Raw genomic sequence first — 15,312 nt, 5'->3', positions numbered from 1 at the left:
TTATAAAGTGCACAAATTGCACAGTGATAGTGACGATGAAAACAATCATAAGGAGAGGGGTATGGCTTGCTTTATTGCTGGCCTTACCTGGCTGGGCGATGGACAGGATAACCGGGAAATCTTTTGCCACCCGCTCTGAAATTTATGCCACCAATGGTATGGCGGCGACCAGTCAACCGCTGGCGACTCAGGTGGCGCTGGATATTCTCAAGCAGGGCGGAAATGCCATAGATGCGGCCATAGCGGCCAATGCCATGTTGGGACTGGTTGAGCCAACGGGTTCGGGTATTGGTGGCGATCTGTTTGCCATTGTCTGGAGTGCCAAAGACAAGCAACTCTATGGCCTTAACGCCTCAGGTCGCAGCCCAAAATCCCTGACGCTTGAGATACTGCAAGCCAGAGGGCTTGATTATCTCCCTCCTTACGGCCCTTTGCCTGTCTCTGTTCCCGGTGCCGTCGACGGCTGGTTTGAGCTCCACAACAAGTTTGGCAAGTTGCCGATGAAAGACCTGCTGGCTCCGGCTATCTCCTATGGCGAGCAGGGCTTTCCTGTTTCAGAGCTAATCGCTTATTACTTTGAAAAGAACGCCGACAGGCTGGCTCAGTATGATGGCTTTGCCGACGTTTATATGCCGGGGGGCGCTACGCCCAAAACCGGCGAAATCTTCCGTAATCCCGCCCTTGCCAATACTTACCGGAAAATTGCCACAGATGGCCGCCATGCCTTCTACAAAGGCGACATTGCTCGCACTATTGCTGACTATATGCGTGCCCAGGATGGCTATCTGACCTATGAAGATATGGCCGCTCATACCAGTGAGTGGATTGAACCTGTCTCAGTCAATTACCGTGGCTACGATCTTTGGGAACTGCCACCAAATGGTCAGGGGATCGCCGCCCAGCAAATATTGCAGATGCTTGAACCCCATGATTTAGCTGCGATGGGGCAAACCAGCCCTGAATATGTGCACCTGTTTGTGGAAGCCAAAAAGCTGGCCTTTGCCGACAGGGCCAGGTTTTACGCTGACCCCGACTTCGTTGATGTTCCGGTGCAGGAGTTGATTTCAAAGGAGTACAACCGCAAACGTGCGCAGCTGATTGACCTTAAAAAAGCGGCCAACAGCGTTGATGCCGGCAATCCCAACCTTGAACATGGTGATACTGTTTATCTGACCACTGCTGACCGCTATGGCAACATGGTGTCTCTTATCCAGAGCAATTACCGGGGCATGGGCTCTGGTATGACACCGCCGGGATTAGGCTTTGTACTGCAGGACAGGGGGCAGTTGTTTGATTTAACTCCGGGAAGAGCCAACTCCTATGCGCCGGGTAAACGACCTTTTCATACAATTATTCCGGCATTTGTGACCAAAGATGGCCAACCCTGGCTGAGCTTTGGGGTGATGGGCGGAGCAACACAACCACAAATGCATGCTCAGATCATGATTAACCTAATCGACTTTGGTATGAACCTGCAGGAGGCGGGAGACGCCCTCCGTATTGTTCATTCCAACTCATCCCAGCCCACAGGCAAAACCATGACTGACGGTGGCTATATCAGCCTGGAGTCCGGCTTCCCCATGGAGACCCGTCGGGAACTGGGAAAGCGGGGACATACCATCCGCGACAGCGTGGGAATATTTGGCGGTTATCAGGCCATTGGTCGTGATCCGCAAACCGGGGTTTATCGTGGTGCGTCTGAAAGTCGTAAAGATGGTCAGGCGTCTGGTTATTGAGGTTTGGCAGGGATCAGCCGCTAAACTCTGCAGCTGATTGGGTATGGCTCACACTTTTACACCTGAGTGTGCTGTATGTATGCCGTTTGGGGTAAAGTTGCTTCCCAATGTTGCCGAAACAAATGAAATGCACAAGGTGAGAGAATAATGGAAAATCAGGTTATGCCCCGTGAACAACTTGGAGTCTGCGCGGAAGGGAACTTACACAGTGTTTACCTGATGTTCAACGCCAATGATGGCGTGGAACAACAGTTGCGGCCCTGTCTTGCCAATGTTGCCCAATATATTCATGAGTTGTCCGATCAATATGCCGACAGTGCGTTTAACGGCTTTGTTTCTATTGGCGCCAACTATTGGGACACTCTGTACGCAGGTGAACGTCCGGCTCAGTTAAAGCCGTTCCCGGCGATGGAAGCGGGCAACCGCGATGCACCTGCTATTGAGTTTGACCTGTTTATTCATCTGCGTTGTGACCGTCTGGATATTCTTCATCTGGTGGCTAATGAAGTCGCGCAAATGCTGGAAGGTTTGGTTGAGCTGGTTGATGAAGAGCGCGGTTTCCGCTTTATGGATAACAGAGACCTGACAGGTTTTGTTGATGGTACTGAGAATCCCAAGGGACGCAATCGCCAGGAAGTTGCCTTGGTGGGTGAAGAGGATGTGACCTTTGTGGGTGGCAGTTATGTGCATGTGCAGAAGTATGCCCATAACCTGAGCAAGTGGCACCGTCTGCCTACCAAGAAGCAGGAAGACATTATTGGCCGCACCAAGCAGGACAATATCGAATATGCGTCAGAGGACAAGCCGCTGACTAGCCATATTAAGCGAGTTAACCTCAAGCATGCCGATGGCTCATCCATGGAAATTCTGCGTCAGAGCATGCCGTTTGGCAGCGTCCGTGAGCAGGGGCTGATGTTTATCTCGGTTTGCCGCACATCACTGCATTTTGAAAAGATGCTGGAATCTATGGTACACGGCGATGGTGCCGGTAATCATGATCATCTGATGCACTTCACCAAGGCGCTGACCGGCTCCTCTTTCTTCGCGCCTTCGCTGGATTACTTGCTCAAATACGCTGATTAAACCTGTTCACAGGTATAAAAAACGCGCCTTCGGGCGCGTTTTTTCTATGAACTCATACTACTGATTGTAGTTGAACAGATCTTTGACCGTTTCCAGCGTGGTATCAATTTCTTTTACGCTGGCCGGACAGATAAAGATGGTATCGTCACCGGCAATAGTCCCCAGGATCCCCTCTGGCTTGCCCATGGAATCCAGCAGGCGAGCGATAAGCTGAGCTGCACCCGGGCTGGTGCGAACAACGATCATGGCCTGGTTGTGGTCAACGTCCAGTACCAGGTTCTTAACCGGGCTGCCGGCGGTAGGTACGCCTAGCTCTGCTGGCAGGCAGTACACCATTTCCTGTTTGGCGTTGCGGGTACGCACGGCGCCAAACTTGCTCAGCATGCGGGAAACTTTTGACTGATTGATATTGCTGAAGCCTTCAGCCTGCAGTGCGGTCACAATCTCGCTTTGAGAACCGAACCTTTCTTCCTTGAGCAGGGCCTTGAACACTTTGATGAGTTCATCCTGATTTTTGCTTGTGGTCATATATTTTTTCGATCTTATTCATTCGACCGTGAGATTGTGAATACCAGCCGTATATATGTCAACAAATTGCCGTTTTCAGTGAATAAAAATTCACTGCAGGGCATGTTTCACAGGTTTTACGGTGTACGGGTGTCAGCAATTCGGTCCGCTCTGAGCCGGAGGCATTCGGCTTAAGTCTCATTGAAATTTTTGTGACGATACAGTAATGTGGCGCCATCATGGAATTGGATGTATGTCACATATATCCGCAGCTTAGACGGAGATAACTATGAAAGTTGCTGTACTTGGTGCTGCTGGTGGTATCGGTCAGGCCCTGGCGTTGTTGTTAAAAACCCAACTGCCTGCGGGCTCCAAACTGTCCCTGTATGATATCGCACCTGTCACACCTGGCGTTGCCGTGGATTTGAGCCACATCCCAACTGCAGTGGAAGTAAAAGGATTCGCCGGTGAAGACCCGACTCCAGCACTGGAAGGCGCTGATGTCGTGCTTATCTCTGCCGGTGTAGCGCGTAAGCCGGGTATGGATCGCAGCGACCTGTTCAACATCAATGCGGGTATCGTGCGTAATCTTATTGAGAAGGTTGCAGTTGTTTGTCCAAAAGCTTTGGTCGGTGTCATCACCAACCCGGTTAACACCACAGTAGCGATTGCTGCTGAAGTACTGAAGAAAGCCGGTGTTTATGACAAGAACCGTCTGTTCGGTGTGACCACGCTGGACGTGATCCGCTCTGAAACCTTTATCGCTGAAGCCAAAGGCCTGAACGTTGAAGACGTTAAGCTGAATGTAATCGGCGGCCACAGCGGTGTAACCATTCTGCCTCTGCTGTCTCAGATTGAAGGCGTTACCTTCAGCGACGAAGAAGTCGCATCACTGACTCACCGTATCCAGAATGCCGGTACCGAAGTCGTTGAAGCCAAGGCCGGTGGCGGCAGCGCAACCCTGTCTATGGGTCAGGCTGCATTCCGCTTCTGTATGTCTCTGGTTCGTGGCCTGCAGGGTGAAGCCAACGTAGTTGAGTGTGCCTATGTCGATGGCGGCAGTGAGCACGCTGAGTTCTTCGCTCAACCAGTTCTGCTGGGTAAAAACGGCGTTGAGAAAGTACTGCCTTACGGCGAAATCAGTGAGTTTGAAACCAATGCCCGTGACGGCATGCTGGACACCCTGAAAGGTGATATCCAGTTGGGTATTGATTTCGTTAAGTAACCATTGGGTTGGTTGTGCAAAAAGCGAAGGTTATGCCTTCGCTTTTTTTGTGCCTTTTTACACTTGCTTCATTTACCAGGGAATGGTTTTTCCCTCCCAATCGATAAAGCTCAGCTTGCCATCTGCCTGTTGACCGGACATGAGTTTATGCAGCTGCATTGCAACAAATTCCGGAGTGAACAGCTTGCCCTCTGGGACGTTGGTCTGAAAGGGACGGGACAGGGGAGAATCTGTGGTTCCCGGGTGGAATGCCATTAGCTTGGCGCCGGGTTTACGCCGGGCATACTCAACCGCGGCGGTTTGCAGCATCATATTAAGGGCTGCTTTGGAGGCACGGTAACTGTACCAGCCCCCCAGGCGGTTATCTCCTATACTGCCAACCCGGGCACTGAGCACGGCCACGACCGCTTTCTTATCGAGGAGGGGTAAAAGCCTGGCGACAAACAGCGCGGGAATCATGGTGTTGCTGGTCATTATCTTGGTCATTGCTGACAGCGACAGTTCTTCCAGCCTTTTTTCCGGTGCCAGCTCATCACTGTGTAATTGGCCGTTACAGATAACAACTCGCTCAAATGGACCTGCCTCACTGAGCTCCTCGCAGCAATCGATAATACCGGCTTCTGAGTAATCACATGATTGCCACTGACTACCGCCGGGCAAAAGCTGGGCGGGGGGCAGTCTGCTGACAGCGATGCAGGTGTTTTGGGTAGAGGCTTGCAGCCACTGATGCATGAAGGCGGAGCCTATGGCAGAGTTGGCACCGATGATCAGGGCTTTCATATCACTTTCCCCTTCGAAGCTGACAGGCTGCTGAACCGCATTCCCCCCGACGCTGACCGGTCAGCACCCAGGAAATTTGATATCTGTAGCGAGCAAACAGACGATACCCCAGGTCGGCGACAGGTTTAATCAAAGGTAGCCTTAATAGTCTAAGCCATGGCTGCTTCCCGGTGAGCCCCCATGCAGCGCAGGTAGCGTCCAGTCCCAGGAGTATTCGGTTGTCGGGTGTCATGGCATGAAGTAACAGGTTTGCTTCAACAGGATCAATTTGGGGAAAGCGGGCCACAAAATCCGGGGAAGATATATCTTCAAGCTGGATACAGCCCAAGGTATCTGCCTGCTGCAGTTGCAGCATTTCATTGACACACAGTGGGCAGGTACCATCGTAGAACAGGATAAGTTGAGCCATTGTTTACTCCCTGATGAGCGATAAATTGATTCTGACTCAAGTCAGTATTAAAAACAGTAGGTGCAGGCCAACAACAATTACTGTCAGCCTGCGCCTTAACGCCAGGTACTGCTGAGTTTCATCCCTGTCAGCCCATTGCTCAATCAACAGCACCAGTCCATAGCAAAGTGCCAGAGCCAGCAGCGCCAGCGTTGGGCTTAATGCCAGACACGTCCAACCAAGCAGGGTAAGAATATTGGTTACCAGCAGAAGTGGTCGGGACCAATTGGCCACCCGCACCTTGTGCCACAGGGCTCCACACAGAAAAGAGAGGATAATGGCGCTGTAACTGACAAACACTTGAGTGGAGATATTTACCGCTTCGGTGGCGCCTGTCAGTGAGTAGATGATTGCCAATACGAAGGGCATTAAACCGGCATAACCCAGTATCGATTCGCTTTGATTGCTGTCGTGGTGAGTCGCTGTGCTTTCTGTCATAAAATTGCTAAATATTGGACATTTGCGGGTAATGACATATACGTTATGGGGAAGGCTTTCGGATCTTAGAACTGTGCCGGATATTTTTTGTTCAATCAGTGACATCAGGGAATGAAAGGTCGCGCAACGCTGATCCTCTGTGTCCTGCCGGACGTATTGCAGGAGTATTACAAATGACAAAACCAACTGCTTCTATGTCACTCAGCCACGCCATCATCAGGGTAACCAATCTCAGACTTCGTACATTCATAGGATTCAATCCAGAAGAGCAAAAGAAACAGCAGGACGTGGTGATCAATATGGAAATCCACTATCCGGCTGACAAATCATTTCAGACAGACAATGTTGTCGATGCCCTCAATTACAAAACCATCACCAAGAAGGTGATTCAGCATGTGGAAGAGGGACGATTTAAATTGCTGGAAAAGCTTGTGGCTGATTTGCTGGCGATTGCCGGTGAGCATCCCAGCGTGACCCTGGCAAGAGTCACAGTGGACAAACCCCACGCCCTTAGGTTTGCTGACTCGGTGTCGCTGACACTGGAAAGTCGCCGTGCGGACAAAGAAGCTTGAAACGGGAGAACAGATGAGTAAAACATCATTGAACCCAAATGAGTTGGCCCCCGAGGCCAAAGCTGTCCAGGAAGCGCTGTTGGCCAAGGGGTTGGAAACCCCTTTAAAGCAAAACAGCATGACCAATGCAGACAAGTACCAGAGGATCAAAACTCTGATGACTGACGTGGTCTCCACTCTGGGGCTGGATCTGGAGGACGACAGTCTGTGTGAAACCCCCCATCGTATTGCCAAAATGTACGTCGACGAGATATTTTCCGGCCTCGACTACCGCAATTTCCCCAAGATCACCGACATAGACAACAAGATGCAGGTGGAGGAGATGGTTAGGGTGACTGACATCAGCGTGACCAGTACCTGTGAGCATCACTTCATCACCATAGATGGCAAAGCCTCTGTTGCTTATATTCCCGGTGACAAGATTATTGGTCTGTCCAAAATAAACCGAATCGTGCGCTTTTTTGCTCAGCGTCCCCAGGTCCAGGAGCGGCTGACGCAGCAGATTCTGGTAGCACTGCAAACCCTGCTGCAAACTGAGGATGTGGCTGTCAGCATTGATGCAACCCATTACTGCGTGAAGTCCAGAGGGGTGATGGACAGTGAAAGCGTCACCCGTACCACAGCTTTGGGTGGCAGTTTTAAGGTCAATCCACGTACCCGCGACGAATTTTTCAGGCAATAACACTTATGACAAATAGCTCCAATAATGCCCCCGTGTTGATCACGGGGGTAGGCAAGCGTGTGGGTCTTTACCTTGCACAGCAGTTTATGGCCAGAGGTGTACCTGTTATTGGCACCTTCAGAACTGAATACCCTGAAGTGGTTGAACTGGCAGAGAAAGGCGCAGACCTCTATTGCGTGGATTTTTATCAGGATGCTGAAGTTCTGGAGTTTATTCAGGCTGTCAGGAGCCGATATCCCAGATTACGAGCCATCATTCACAATGCTTCAGACTGGCTTAAAGACGATGCCTTGAATAACCCGGGTGAAGTGATGGCGCGTATGATGCAAGTGCATGTCAGCGTGCCTTATCAACTGAATCTGGCCCTGCAGGATAAGCTGGCAGGTGATGGGATAGGTGAGGCGGATATTATTCACCTGAGCGACTATGTGGCGGCCAAAGGCAGCAAGAAGCATATTGCTTATGCAGCCAGTAAGGCAGCGCTGGATAACCTCACCCTGTCATTTGCCGCGAGGTTTGCGCCGGGCATCAAGGTGAACAGCATCGCCCCTGCGCTGGTGTGCTTCAATCCCTGGGATGATGACGCCTACAAACAAAAAGCACTCTCCAAGGCTGTACTGCCACGAGAAGGGGGCACGGAGGAAGTTCTGGCGACAGTGGACTATCTGATGAGCAGTCGCTATATCACGGGGCGGATAATGCCTTTGGATGGTGGTCGACATCTTAAATAGCAGCCGCTAACCAAAACAAAAATCTGGCTTTTTCCGATGCTTTAAAAAATCCCTGCTATGCTGAATTTAGAATGTTTTTTCACCAATGGAAGGTATTACTCTGGCCTTCTGTTGGCAGCAAGACCCTGAATAATCGCAAACAGCAGGAATACAGTGCATGTTCAATTTCAAATCAAAGCAGGATCAGGCGCCATCCAGTGTAAGCAGTAGCGCTAAAATGGATACCGCCCTGGTTGACTCAATCAAGAACAGTGTCGCTTTTATCGAATTTACGCCGGATGGAACCATAAAGGATGCCAACAATCTATTCCTGACTGCTGTTGGCTACAGCATTGATGAAATCCGTGGTCAGCACCACAGGATGTTCTGTCATTCAGCCTATGCCAGCAGTTCTCAATATCGTCAATTCTGGGCTGATCTTGCCAATGGTGTGGCGCAAACCGGTATGTTCAACCGTAAAAATAAAGCTGGTGAAGAGATGTGGCTGCAGGCGACCTACATACCGGTTAAGCAAAATGGCAGCGTGGTCAAGGTGGTAAAAGTCGCCTCAGACATCACGGAGGAGAAGCTGCGTCTTGACGAGCAGGCGGCTGTGTTTGAAGCGTTGGAGCGTGCACAGGCGATTATCGAGTTTACGCCTGATGGTAATATCCTGACGGCAAATCAGAACTTCCTGGGAGCCGTTGGCTATAGTCGCGAGCAGATTGTTGGCAAGCACCACAGAATGTTCTGTCCGGAGTCATTCCTGCAGGACAACCCAAATTTCTGGCCGGACCTTGCCAGTGGGCAGCATAAATCCGGCCTGTTTGAGCGAAGAGGCGCCGGTGGGCAGGTGCTCTGGCTGGAAGCGACCTATAACCCTGTGATGAATGACAGGGGTGAAGTGGTTAAGGTGATCAAGTTCTGCTCTGATATCACTGAACGTATTGTCCGCCAGCATGCTGTACGTGAAGCGGCGGAAGTGGCTTACTCCACCTCTGAAGAGACGGCACAGATTGCGGTGCAGGGAGCCGACTTGCTGCGCAACAGTGTGCAAACCTCCAGTGTGATTGCCGAGCAGGTGCAACGTACTACGGAGTCGATTAATCAGCTGAATGAGCAGTCCAAGAACATTGAAGCCATTGTTTCCACCATCAGTGCCATTGCAGAGCAAACCAACTTGCTGGCGTTGAATGCCGCCATTGAGGCTGCCCGGGCCGGGGATCAGGGACGTGGATTTGCTGTGGTAGCGGATGAGGTCAGACAGTTGGCAGCGCGCACCAGTCAGAGTACTGATGAGATTGCTTCTGTTGTCAGCGAAAACCGTAATCTCACCGCTGGCGCGACTGAGATGATGAATCAGGTTGGTCAGACAGCGGAGTCAGGTAAAGACCAAATCAATCAGGTTGCCCAGGTGATGGAAGAGATACGTACAGGCGCTGAAAATGTATCCCAGACGGTAGCGAATATTCAGTAAGTCCCCGTCTGAAAAAAGAAAGCCCATTGGCCCGCAGAACTTCTCCGTAAGCTGCGGGTCTTTTGTATTTGTGTGCCAGTGCCTTTTATGCTGACCATGGTGTTTGAAATGGGCATTGATATCAGGCTGATGTTTGATTGCCGAAAATGTGAAATGATAGAGATTGAACGAACCAAAAACGTTTGATTAATTATGGGAGAGCAGGGATGGGACTACTCGATGCCATTATGGGCAACGCCACTGAAGTAGATTTGACTGAGTTGCAGCAGGAGTTGCTGCCAATACTGTCCGATAATGAGCAGTTATCGCTGGCCTACAAGTTGATCCGGGATATGTTTGTATTTACCGACAAGCGCCTGATCTTGATCGATAAGCAGGGCGTAACCGGCAAGAAGGTGAGTTACCTTTCTATTCCCTATAAGTCGATTACCTTCTTTGAAGTGGAGACTGCAGGGCGCTTTGATATGGATGCTGAACTCAAGATATATATTTCAGGGCAAAAAGATCCTCTGGTGAAAGAGCTCAAGAAGGGCACTGACGTGGTGGGAATACAGCGCACCATGGCCAATCACATGCTTTGAATGATGACCTGATTTGAATAGAAATGCACTGCCAGCAGGCGGTGCATTTTTGTTTGTACAGCAAGTCAGACTTTCAAGTGATTAAATTTGTTTGGTTTATATTCTGAGTTAAGCTTGATGCGCTGAGTGGGATATGCAGAAAATGCCTAATATTAATCAAGTTTAATATGAAGGGTGAGCTGGATCTCACCCGGGATGGCAAGTGGGTATTAGATTAATACATGTTTCATTATCCTGAAGGAATTGGATCCATGTTTAATCTGAAAAGTATCTGGAAAGAGCTGGCCTATATCGGCTGCTGGAGCACTTTTGCCGCCTGTATGATTATATTTATCTAACCTCTGGGCTGACCTCATGACCTCAGTCAGCTGCCGCTATCATTCCGTTCACCAGGGCCGTTAGGCCATTGGTGCGGGATGGGCTTAACTGACCTGCCAACCCCAGTTGCTCAAAATAGTGTGCGGGGTCGAATTTAGCAATTTCAGCGCTGTCCTTACCCTGCAACTGAGCAATGACCAAAGCTGCCAGTCCCTTCACTACCCGGGCTTCGCTGTCTACCAGGTAATAGTGATTGCCATCAATCTTACAGTAGTACAGCCAGGCTTTGCTTTCGCAACCTTTCACCTGTGCTGATTCACACTGTAGCTCACTTGCCAACGTCGGCAGTTGTTTACCCAGCAACATTATCTGACGATACTTTTCCTGCCAGTTATTGGCATCCAGTACCTTGTCACGTGCCGACTGAAGTGGCACCAGATCGAACAGAAAATCCTGGGAAGCGGGTGAGGCGGACATAGAGGTTCCTTAAATAAATCTGCCAGCTGGGCTTATGGCCGCTCGGCCATCGAATAAGTTGAGTCGTGCCAGACTAGCCCAGCAGGTCAATGGCATCTTCAAGCGCGGTGATAAAGCGGTCGATATCTTCACGGCTGGTGTATACGCCAACTGATGCACGACAACAGCCGGAGATCTGCATAATCTGCATAAGAGGTTGAGCACAGTGATGGCCACAGCGTATGGCAATCCCCTGCTGATCCAGCAAAATCCCCACGTCCTGATGATGCTCACCTTTGAGATTAAAGGCCACCGCACCTGTATTATCCTGATGAGCGCCATACAGCTCAACCTGAGGAAGCTGCGCCAGCCGTTGCTGTAGCAGATTCAACATCTGTTGTTCATGGTCGAAGGCTTCCACAGGCAGTTCTTTGATAAATTTCAGTGCCGCGCCCAGGCCTATTACTTCGACTATGGGCGGTGTGCCAGCTTCCAAACGATTGGGTAATTGACCAAAGCAGGTGCCGTCAAAGCTGACGGTATCTATCATCTCGCCGCCGGTCAGCATGGGCTCAAGTTTGTCCAACTCCTGATAACATCCCCACAGCACGCCAACGCCGGATGGACCATACATCTTGTGGCTGGAGAAGCTGTAAAAGTCACAGCCGAGCTTAACGACATTCACCTTATGATGAGCAATGGCCTGAGCCCCATCCACAGCCACCAAAGCGCCTTTGGCCTTTGCCATCGCGCTCAGGGCCTTAATGTCATTGACCGTCCCCAACACATTGGAGACATGAGCCAGCGCCACGATTCGTACAGGGAGGGTGTCCAGTTGCTTTTGGTAAGCCTGGATATCCAGTCTGAGATCTGCCGTCAGCGGAATGGGCACCACTTCGGCGCCACTGCGTTTCGCCAGCTCTTGCCAGGGCACGATATTGGCGTGGTGGGCAGCGCTGTCGACCAGAATCACATCACCTTGGTGCAATTGAGATGTCAGGCCCCAGGCCAACATATTGATGCTCTGGGTTGTGCCTGAGGTGAAAATAATTTCGTTGCTTTGGGCTGCGCCAATGAACTCTTTGAGACTGTCACGCACAGTTTCGTAAGCACTGGTTGCCCGGGCAGATAACTGATGGGCTGCTCTGTGCACATTGGCATTGTGTTGACGATAAAAGCTATCCATTGCCTCCAGCACCTGTGCAGGTTTCTGGCTGGTGGCGGCAGTATCCAGATAACACAGAGGATAACCATCCAGTGTCTGGTTCAATGCGGGGAATAGTGCTTTCAAATCGTTATTCATGCTTGAGCTTGGGCAGGTAAAAACAGTGCGGGCAGATCTTGGTGGATCTGCCCGTGCAATGCAAGCCTGTTAATGATCGTCGACTGCTGTTCGAGATGATTCAGGGGCAGGGCAGACGATATACTTCACCAAGCTCGCGAATACGGCTTTGCAGCTCATCACTTAACAGTACCTGCTCACTGGCGATATTCTGCTTCAGCTGCTCCATATTCGTGGCGCCGATAATGGTACTTGCCACAAACGGGCGGGATTGCACAAACGCCAATGCCATTTGCGCCGGTGACAGCTTAAACTCTGCCGCCAGGTCGCAATAGGCCTGAGTGGCTTGTATTGCCATATCAGTGCCATTGTAGCGGGCGAAGCGTTTGAATAATGTCAGGCGTGCATTTTCAGGCCATTGGTCATTCAGGTATTTACCACTTAATGCGCCGAAGGCCAGGGGGGAGTAGGCGAGCAATGGTAAATCTTCCCTGTGGGCGATTTCTGCCATGCCCACTTCAAAGCTGCGGTTGAGCAGATTATAGGGGTTTTGCACGCTGACGATACGCGGCAGACCATGCTTTTCAGCCAGTTGCAGGTATTTCATCAGGCCCCATGGGGTTTCATTGGAGACACCCACGTATCGAATCTTGCCCAATCGTACCAGCTCTGCCAGGGCTTCAAGCGTGTCAAAGATAGGTGTCTGGGCCTCGGTTTCCTGCTGTTCATATCCCAACTGACCAAAAAAATTGGTACTGCGGTGGGGCCAGTGAATCTGATACAGGTCGATGCAGTCTACGCCCAGACGGTCTAGGGAGGCATCCACAGCCAATTGCAGGTTGCGCCAGTCCAGCGCCATATCGGAACGGATGTAGTCACCGCCATCTCTGGGCGCTGATACTTTGGAGGCGATAATCAGTTTTTCGCGATTACCGCTTTTTCTCAGATATTGGCCGATAATCCGCTCTGTCTCCCCCTGAGTCTCAGGGCGGGGAGGGACAGGATACATTTCGGCGGCGTCGATAAAATTGATCCCCTGGGCGATGGCATAGTCCAGTTGGGCGAAGGCATCAGCGGCGGTGTTCTGTTCTCCCCAGGTCATGGTGCCCAGAGACAGTGCGCTGATCTCCAATGTGGAGTGGGGCAGGCGGTTGTATTTCATGTGACGGTTTCTCCTTGAAAGCCGTACAAGCTGACCTGATTGCAATAACTTGAGTTTTTGCGGTCATACTTTGAGGCTAACACCCAATCGGGCGATTGCAAGCCGATTGCCCGCTTTCATCAAGGCGGGCAGCCATTCTTTACAGGTTTCTTAACATGGGCAATTCGCAGGCGTCGTGACCGGTTTCTCCCATATGACTCGGCAGATGTTCAAAGCCCATGGCTTCATACAGACGCACAGCCTCGGTTAAACAGGCAGTGGTTTCCAGATAACAGCAGGCATAGCCCTGAGCTTTGGCAAAGGCGAGCGCCTGCAGCGTTAATCTGCGGGCAAAGCCCTTGCCCCTGAGTTCGGGCAGAAAATACATCTTTTGTAGTTCGCAAATATCCTTGCGTCCCTGTTTGCCTGTCAATGGTGCAATACCACCGCCGCCCAGGATCCGATTCTCCTGGGAGATCACCCAGTAGCAGGCACGATCATCGGCATATACCTCACTGAGGCAATCCAGGGTGGGATCTGATACCCCATAGCCCTTATCCGGGGTCAGCCCATACTCTGAAGAAACAGTGCGGATCACCTGAGCCATAGCGGCGTTATCTTCCGGCAGTAACAGACGAATTTCGTATTCAGCCTGGGCCTGAGCCTGTTCCATGGCACGGGTTAAACGCGCAAGAGCTTCAAGAGTGTGCTCTCTTTGCTCCGGCAAGAGCTGCGCCAAAGCAGCGTCGAAATGCTGGGCATGACCTTGCCACCACTTTGCCATCAAACGACGGCCGGAGGGTGTCAGCTCAGCTTTGAGCATACGCTGATCTCTGGGACTGGCCTGGCACTTGACCCAGCCTTTATCTGTTAGTTGCGCAAGGGTGCGACTGGCATTGGATTTATCTATTCCCAGCAGTATTCCCAATTGCTTGACCGACAGGCTGTGTCGCTCCAGCTCCTTCATCATGGCCAGTTGTTGCTGCGACAGCCCCAACGTCTGAGTCAGGGGCTTACACAGGCGCGACAACAGACGGCTGAACGCTTCGCTGTGGCGGGTCAGAGAAAGAGGTTGTGATTCCTTGGATTGGGGCATGTTGTTAACTTTAAGTTGCTTTCTGCAACCAAGTTATAAATTCACGCCCCGCTTGGCAAGTGCTTATTTTTTGTAAAGTTCTGTGTGCAGTAAGGGAGCCATAGCCAGCATAATCGCCTGAGTGTAGATACTGCCACGGGTTGCCCGGCCATTAGTCAGCAGGCCGATGGCGCCACCCGCCTGTTTAATATTGGTGGTATTGAACAGCCTATCCATCACATGTCCCAACTCTTCCCCCTGCAGCAGTGCATCAAATACGGTTTGTGGCAGCGGCAAGTTAGCGCTGCGCCCCACGCTCATGCTGTTTTCAGAGGCGACCACGACATACGCGAAAGTCGCCGGGCCATCTTCAAACTGATCAACACCTCCTTCCATCGCCAGATAAAAATCTGCTGACTCCCGGGTGCGGCAATACTCAACACGGTTAACCGCACCATCACGGGTTTGTTTACTGTTCATCGGTTGATCCGGTACGCCGGATGGGGACTTTATACCTGTCACAACGATTTTCGATTCGGGGAACATCAGCTCGAAGGCATCTTTGGCTGCCTGTATTTTGACCGGGTTGGTAGAACCCACAATCAGGTTAAGAGTTTGCTTATTCATGGGGATTTTGTTTATCAATGTGGACGCTTGTTTGAAACATTGGTTTAATGTGCCGGTAACCATGATGTGGATTTATTCCAAATCAACTCATTTCCCAAACAATAGCCGGCAAAAGATCGGCGGGGAAATGGACGGTGAGCTCTGCTGACCGGGGTTACCCTATACCCGTGAATC

At 51.1% G+C, this 15,312-nt stretch carries 17 protein-coding genes; 8 read left to right on the top strand and 9 right to left on the bottom strand.

The features are described 5' to 3' along the window. Positions 1–23: 23 nt before the first annotated feature. Positions 24–1,736 carry a gamma-glutamyltransferase gene (gene ggt, locus L2725_RS07355; RefSeq protein WP_249248341.1) on the top strand — a complete coding sequence of 571 codons (1,713 nt, stop codon included), beginning with the start codon at positions 24–26 and terminating at the stop codon, positions 1,734–1,736. Positions 1,737–1,883: 147 nt separating this feature from the next. Beyond that, complete coding sequence (locus L2725_RS07350; protein ID WP_115135996.1) at positions 1,884–2,819, top strand: Dyp-type peroxidase; 936 nt, start codon at positions 1,884–1,886, stop codon at positions 2,817–2,819. Between the two features lie 57 nt (positions 2,820–2,876). Here L2725_RS07350 and argR read toward each other — a convergent pair whose 3' ends face one another. Beyond that, positions 2,877–3,347 carry a transcriptional regulator ArgR gene (gene argR / locus L2725_RS07345; protein WP_115135995.1) on the bottom strand — a complete coding sequence of 157 codons (471 nt, stop codon included), beginning with the start codon at positions 3,345–3,347 and terminating at the stop codon, positions 2,877–2,879. Between the two features lie 268 nt (positions 3,348–3,615). Here argR and mdh point away from each other — a divergent pair, with 268 nt between their 5' ends. Next, positions 3,616–4,551, top strand: coding sequence for a malate dehydrogenase (gene mdh, locus L2725_RS07340; RefSeq protein WP_248935236.1), 936 nt, complete (start codon positions 3,616–3,618; stop codon positions 4,549–4,551). A gap of 72 nt (positions 4,552–4,623) precedes the next feature. Here mdh and L2725_RS07335 read toward each other — a convergent pair whose 3' ends face one another. The 3 genes from L2725_RS07335 to L2725_RS07325 are packed head-to-tail and all read right to left on the bottom strand — an operon-like array spanning position 4,624 to position 6,217. Beyond that, complete coding sequence (locus tag L2725_RS07335; RefSeq protein WP_249248340.1) at positions 4,624–5,331, bottom strand: SDR family NAD(P)-dependent oxidoreductase; 708 nt, start codon at positions 5,329–5,331, stop codon at positions 4,624–4,626. Position 5,332: 1 nt separating this feature from the next. Beyond that, complete coding sequence (locus L2725_RS07330; protein ID WP_249248339.1) at positions 5,333–5,740, bottom strand: thiol-disulfide oxidoreductase DCC family protein; 408 nt, start codon at positions 5,738–5,740, stop codon at positions 5,333–5,335. A 36-nt stretch (positions 5,741–5,776) separates the two neighbouring features. Then, on the bottom strand, positions 5,777–6,217 hold the full coding sequence (locus L2725_RS07325; protein WP_249248338.1) for a DUF3429 domain-containing protein: 441 nt from the start codon (positions 6,215–6,217) through the stop codon (positions 5,777–5,779). A gap of 173 nt (positions 6,218–6,390) precedes the next feature. Between L2725_RS07325 and folX the strand changes: the two genes are divergently transcribed. The 5 genes from folX to L2725_RS07300 all read left to right on the top strand — a co-directional run bounded on the left by folX (position 6,391) and on the right by L2725_RS07300 (position 10,239). Further along, on the top strand, positions 6,391–6,789 hold the full coding sequence (gene folX / locus L2725_RS07320) for a dihydroneopterin triphosphate 2'-epimerase (protein WP_249248337.1): 399 nt from the start codon (positions 6,391–6,393) through the stop codon (positions 6,787–6,789). Between the two features lie 13 nt (positions 6,790–6,802). Continuing rightward, complete coding sequence (gene folE, locus L2725_RS07315; protein WP_115135990.1) at positions 6,803–7,471, top strand: GTP cyclohydrolase I FolE; 669 nt, start codon at positions 6,803–6,805, stop codon at positions 7,469–7,471. A gap of 5 nt (positions 7,472–7,476) precedes the next feature. Further along, positions 7,477–8,202: a dihydromonapterin reductase gene (gene folM, locus L2725_RS07310; protein ID WP_249248336.1), complete on the top strand. Its 726-nt coding sequence runs from the start codon at positions 7,477–7,479 to the stop codon at positions 8,200–8,202. A gap of 157 nt (positions 8,203–8,359) precedes the next feature. Beyond that, on the top strand, positions 8,360–9,658 hold the full coding sequence (locus L2725_RS07305; protein ID WP_249248335.1) for a methyl-accepting chemotaxis protein: 1,299 nt from the start codon (positions 8,360–8,362) through the stop codon (positions 9,656–9,658). Positions 9,659–9,864: 206 nt separating this feature from the next. After that, a complete protein-coding gene (locus tag L2725_RS07300) occupies positions 9,865–10,239 on the top strand; it encodes a PH domain-containing protein (RefSeq protein WP_249248334.1) in 375 nt (124 codons plus the stop codon). Between the two features lie 360 nt (positions 10,240–10,599). On the opposite strand, the gene L2725_RS07295 is transcribed toward L2725_RS07300, so the two are convergent. The 5 genes from L2725_RS07295 to yjjX form a co-directional block, all read right to left on the bottom strand. Then, positions 10,600–11,034 carry a SufE family protein gene (locus L2725_RS07295; RefSeq protein WP_249248333.1) on the bottom strand — a complete coding sequence of 145 codons (435 nt, stop codon included), beginning with the start codon at positions 11,032–11,034 and terminating at the stop codon, positions 10,600–10,602. Positions 11,035–11,107: 73 nt separating this feature from the next. Continuing rightward, positions 11,108–12,316, bottom strand: a complete 1,209-nt coding sequence (locus tag L2725_RS07290) for an aminotransferase class V-fold PLP-dependent enzyme (RefSeq protein ID WP_249248332.1) — start codon at positions 12,314–12,316, stop codon at positions 11,108–11,110. 100 nt (positions 12,317–12,416) lie between these two features. Further along, positions 12,417–13,457: an NADP(H)-dependent aldo-keto reductase gene (locus tag L2725_RS07285; RefSeq protein ID WP_249248331.1), complete on the bottom strand. Its 1,041-nt coding sequence runs from the start codon at positions 13,455–13,457 to the stop codon at positions 12,417–12,419. A 139-nt stretch (positions 13,458–13,596) separates the two neighbouring features. Beyond that, positions 13,597–14,532, bottom strand: a complete 936-nt coding sequence (locus L2725_RS07280) for a bifunctional helix-turn-helix transcriptional regulator/GNAT family N-acetyltransferase (RefSeq protein WP_249248330.1) — start codon at positions 14,530–14,532, stop codon at positions 13,597–13,599. A 63-nt stretch (positions 14,533–14,595) separates the two neighbouring features. Beyond that, complete coding sequence (yjjX, locus tag L2725_RS07275; RefSeq protein ID WP_249248329.1) at positions 14,596–15,138, bottom strand: inosine/xanthosine triphosphatase; 543 nt, start codon at positions 15,136–15,138, stop codon at positions 14,596–14,598. Between the last annotated feature and the right edge of the window lie 174 nt (positions 15,139–15,312).

This window comes from Shewanella corallii (genome assembly GCF_023349125.1).
Classification (GTDB): Bacteria; Pseudomonadota; Gammaproteobacteria; order Enterobacterales; family Shewanellaceae; genus Shewanella; species Shewanella corallii.
Note: the sequence above shows the minus strand (reverse complement) of the source record. Positions and strands in the feature narration are given on the sequence as shown.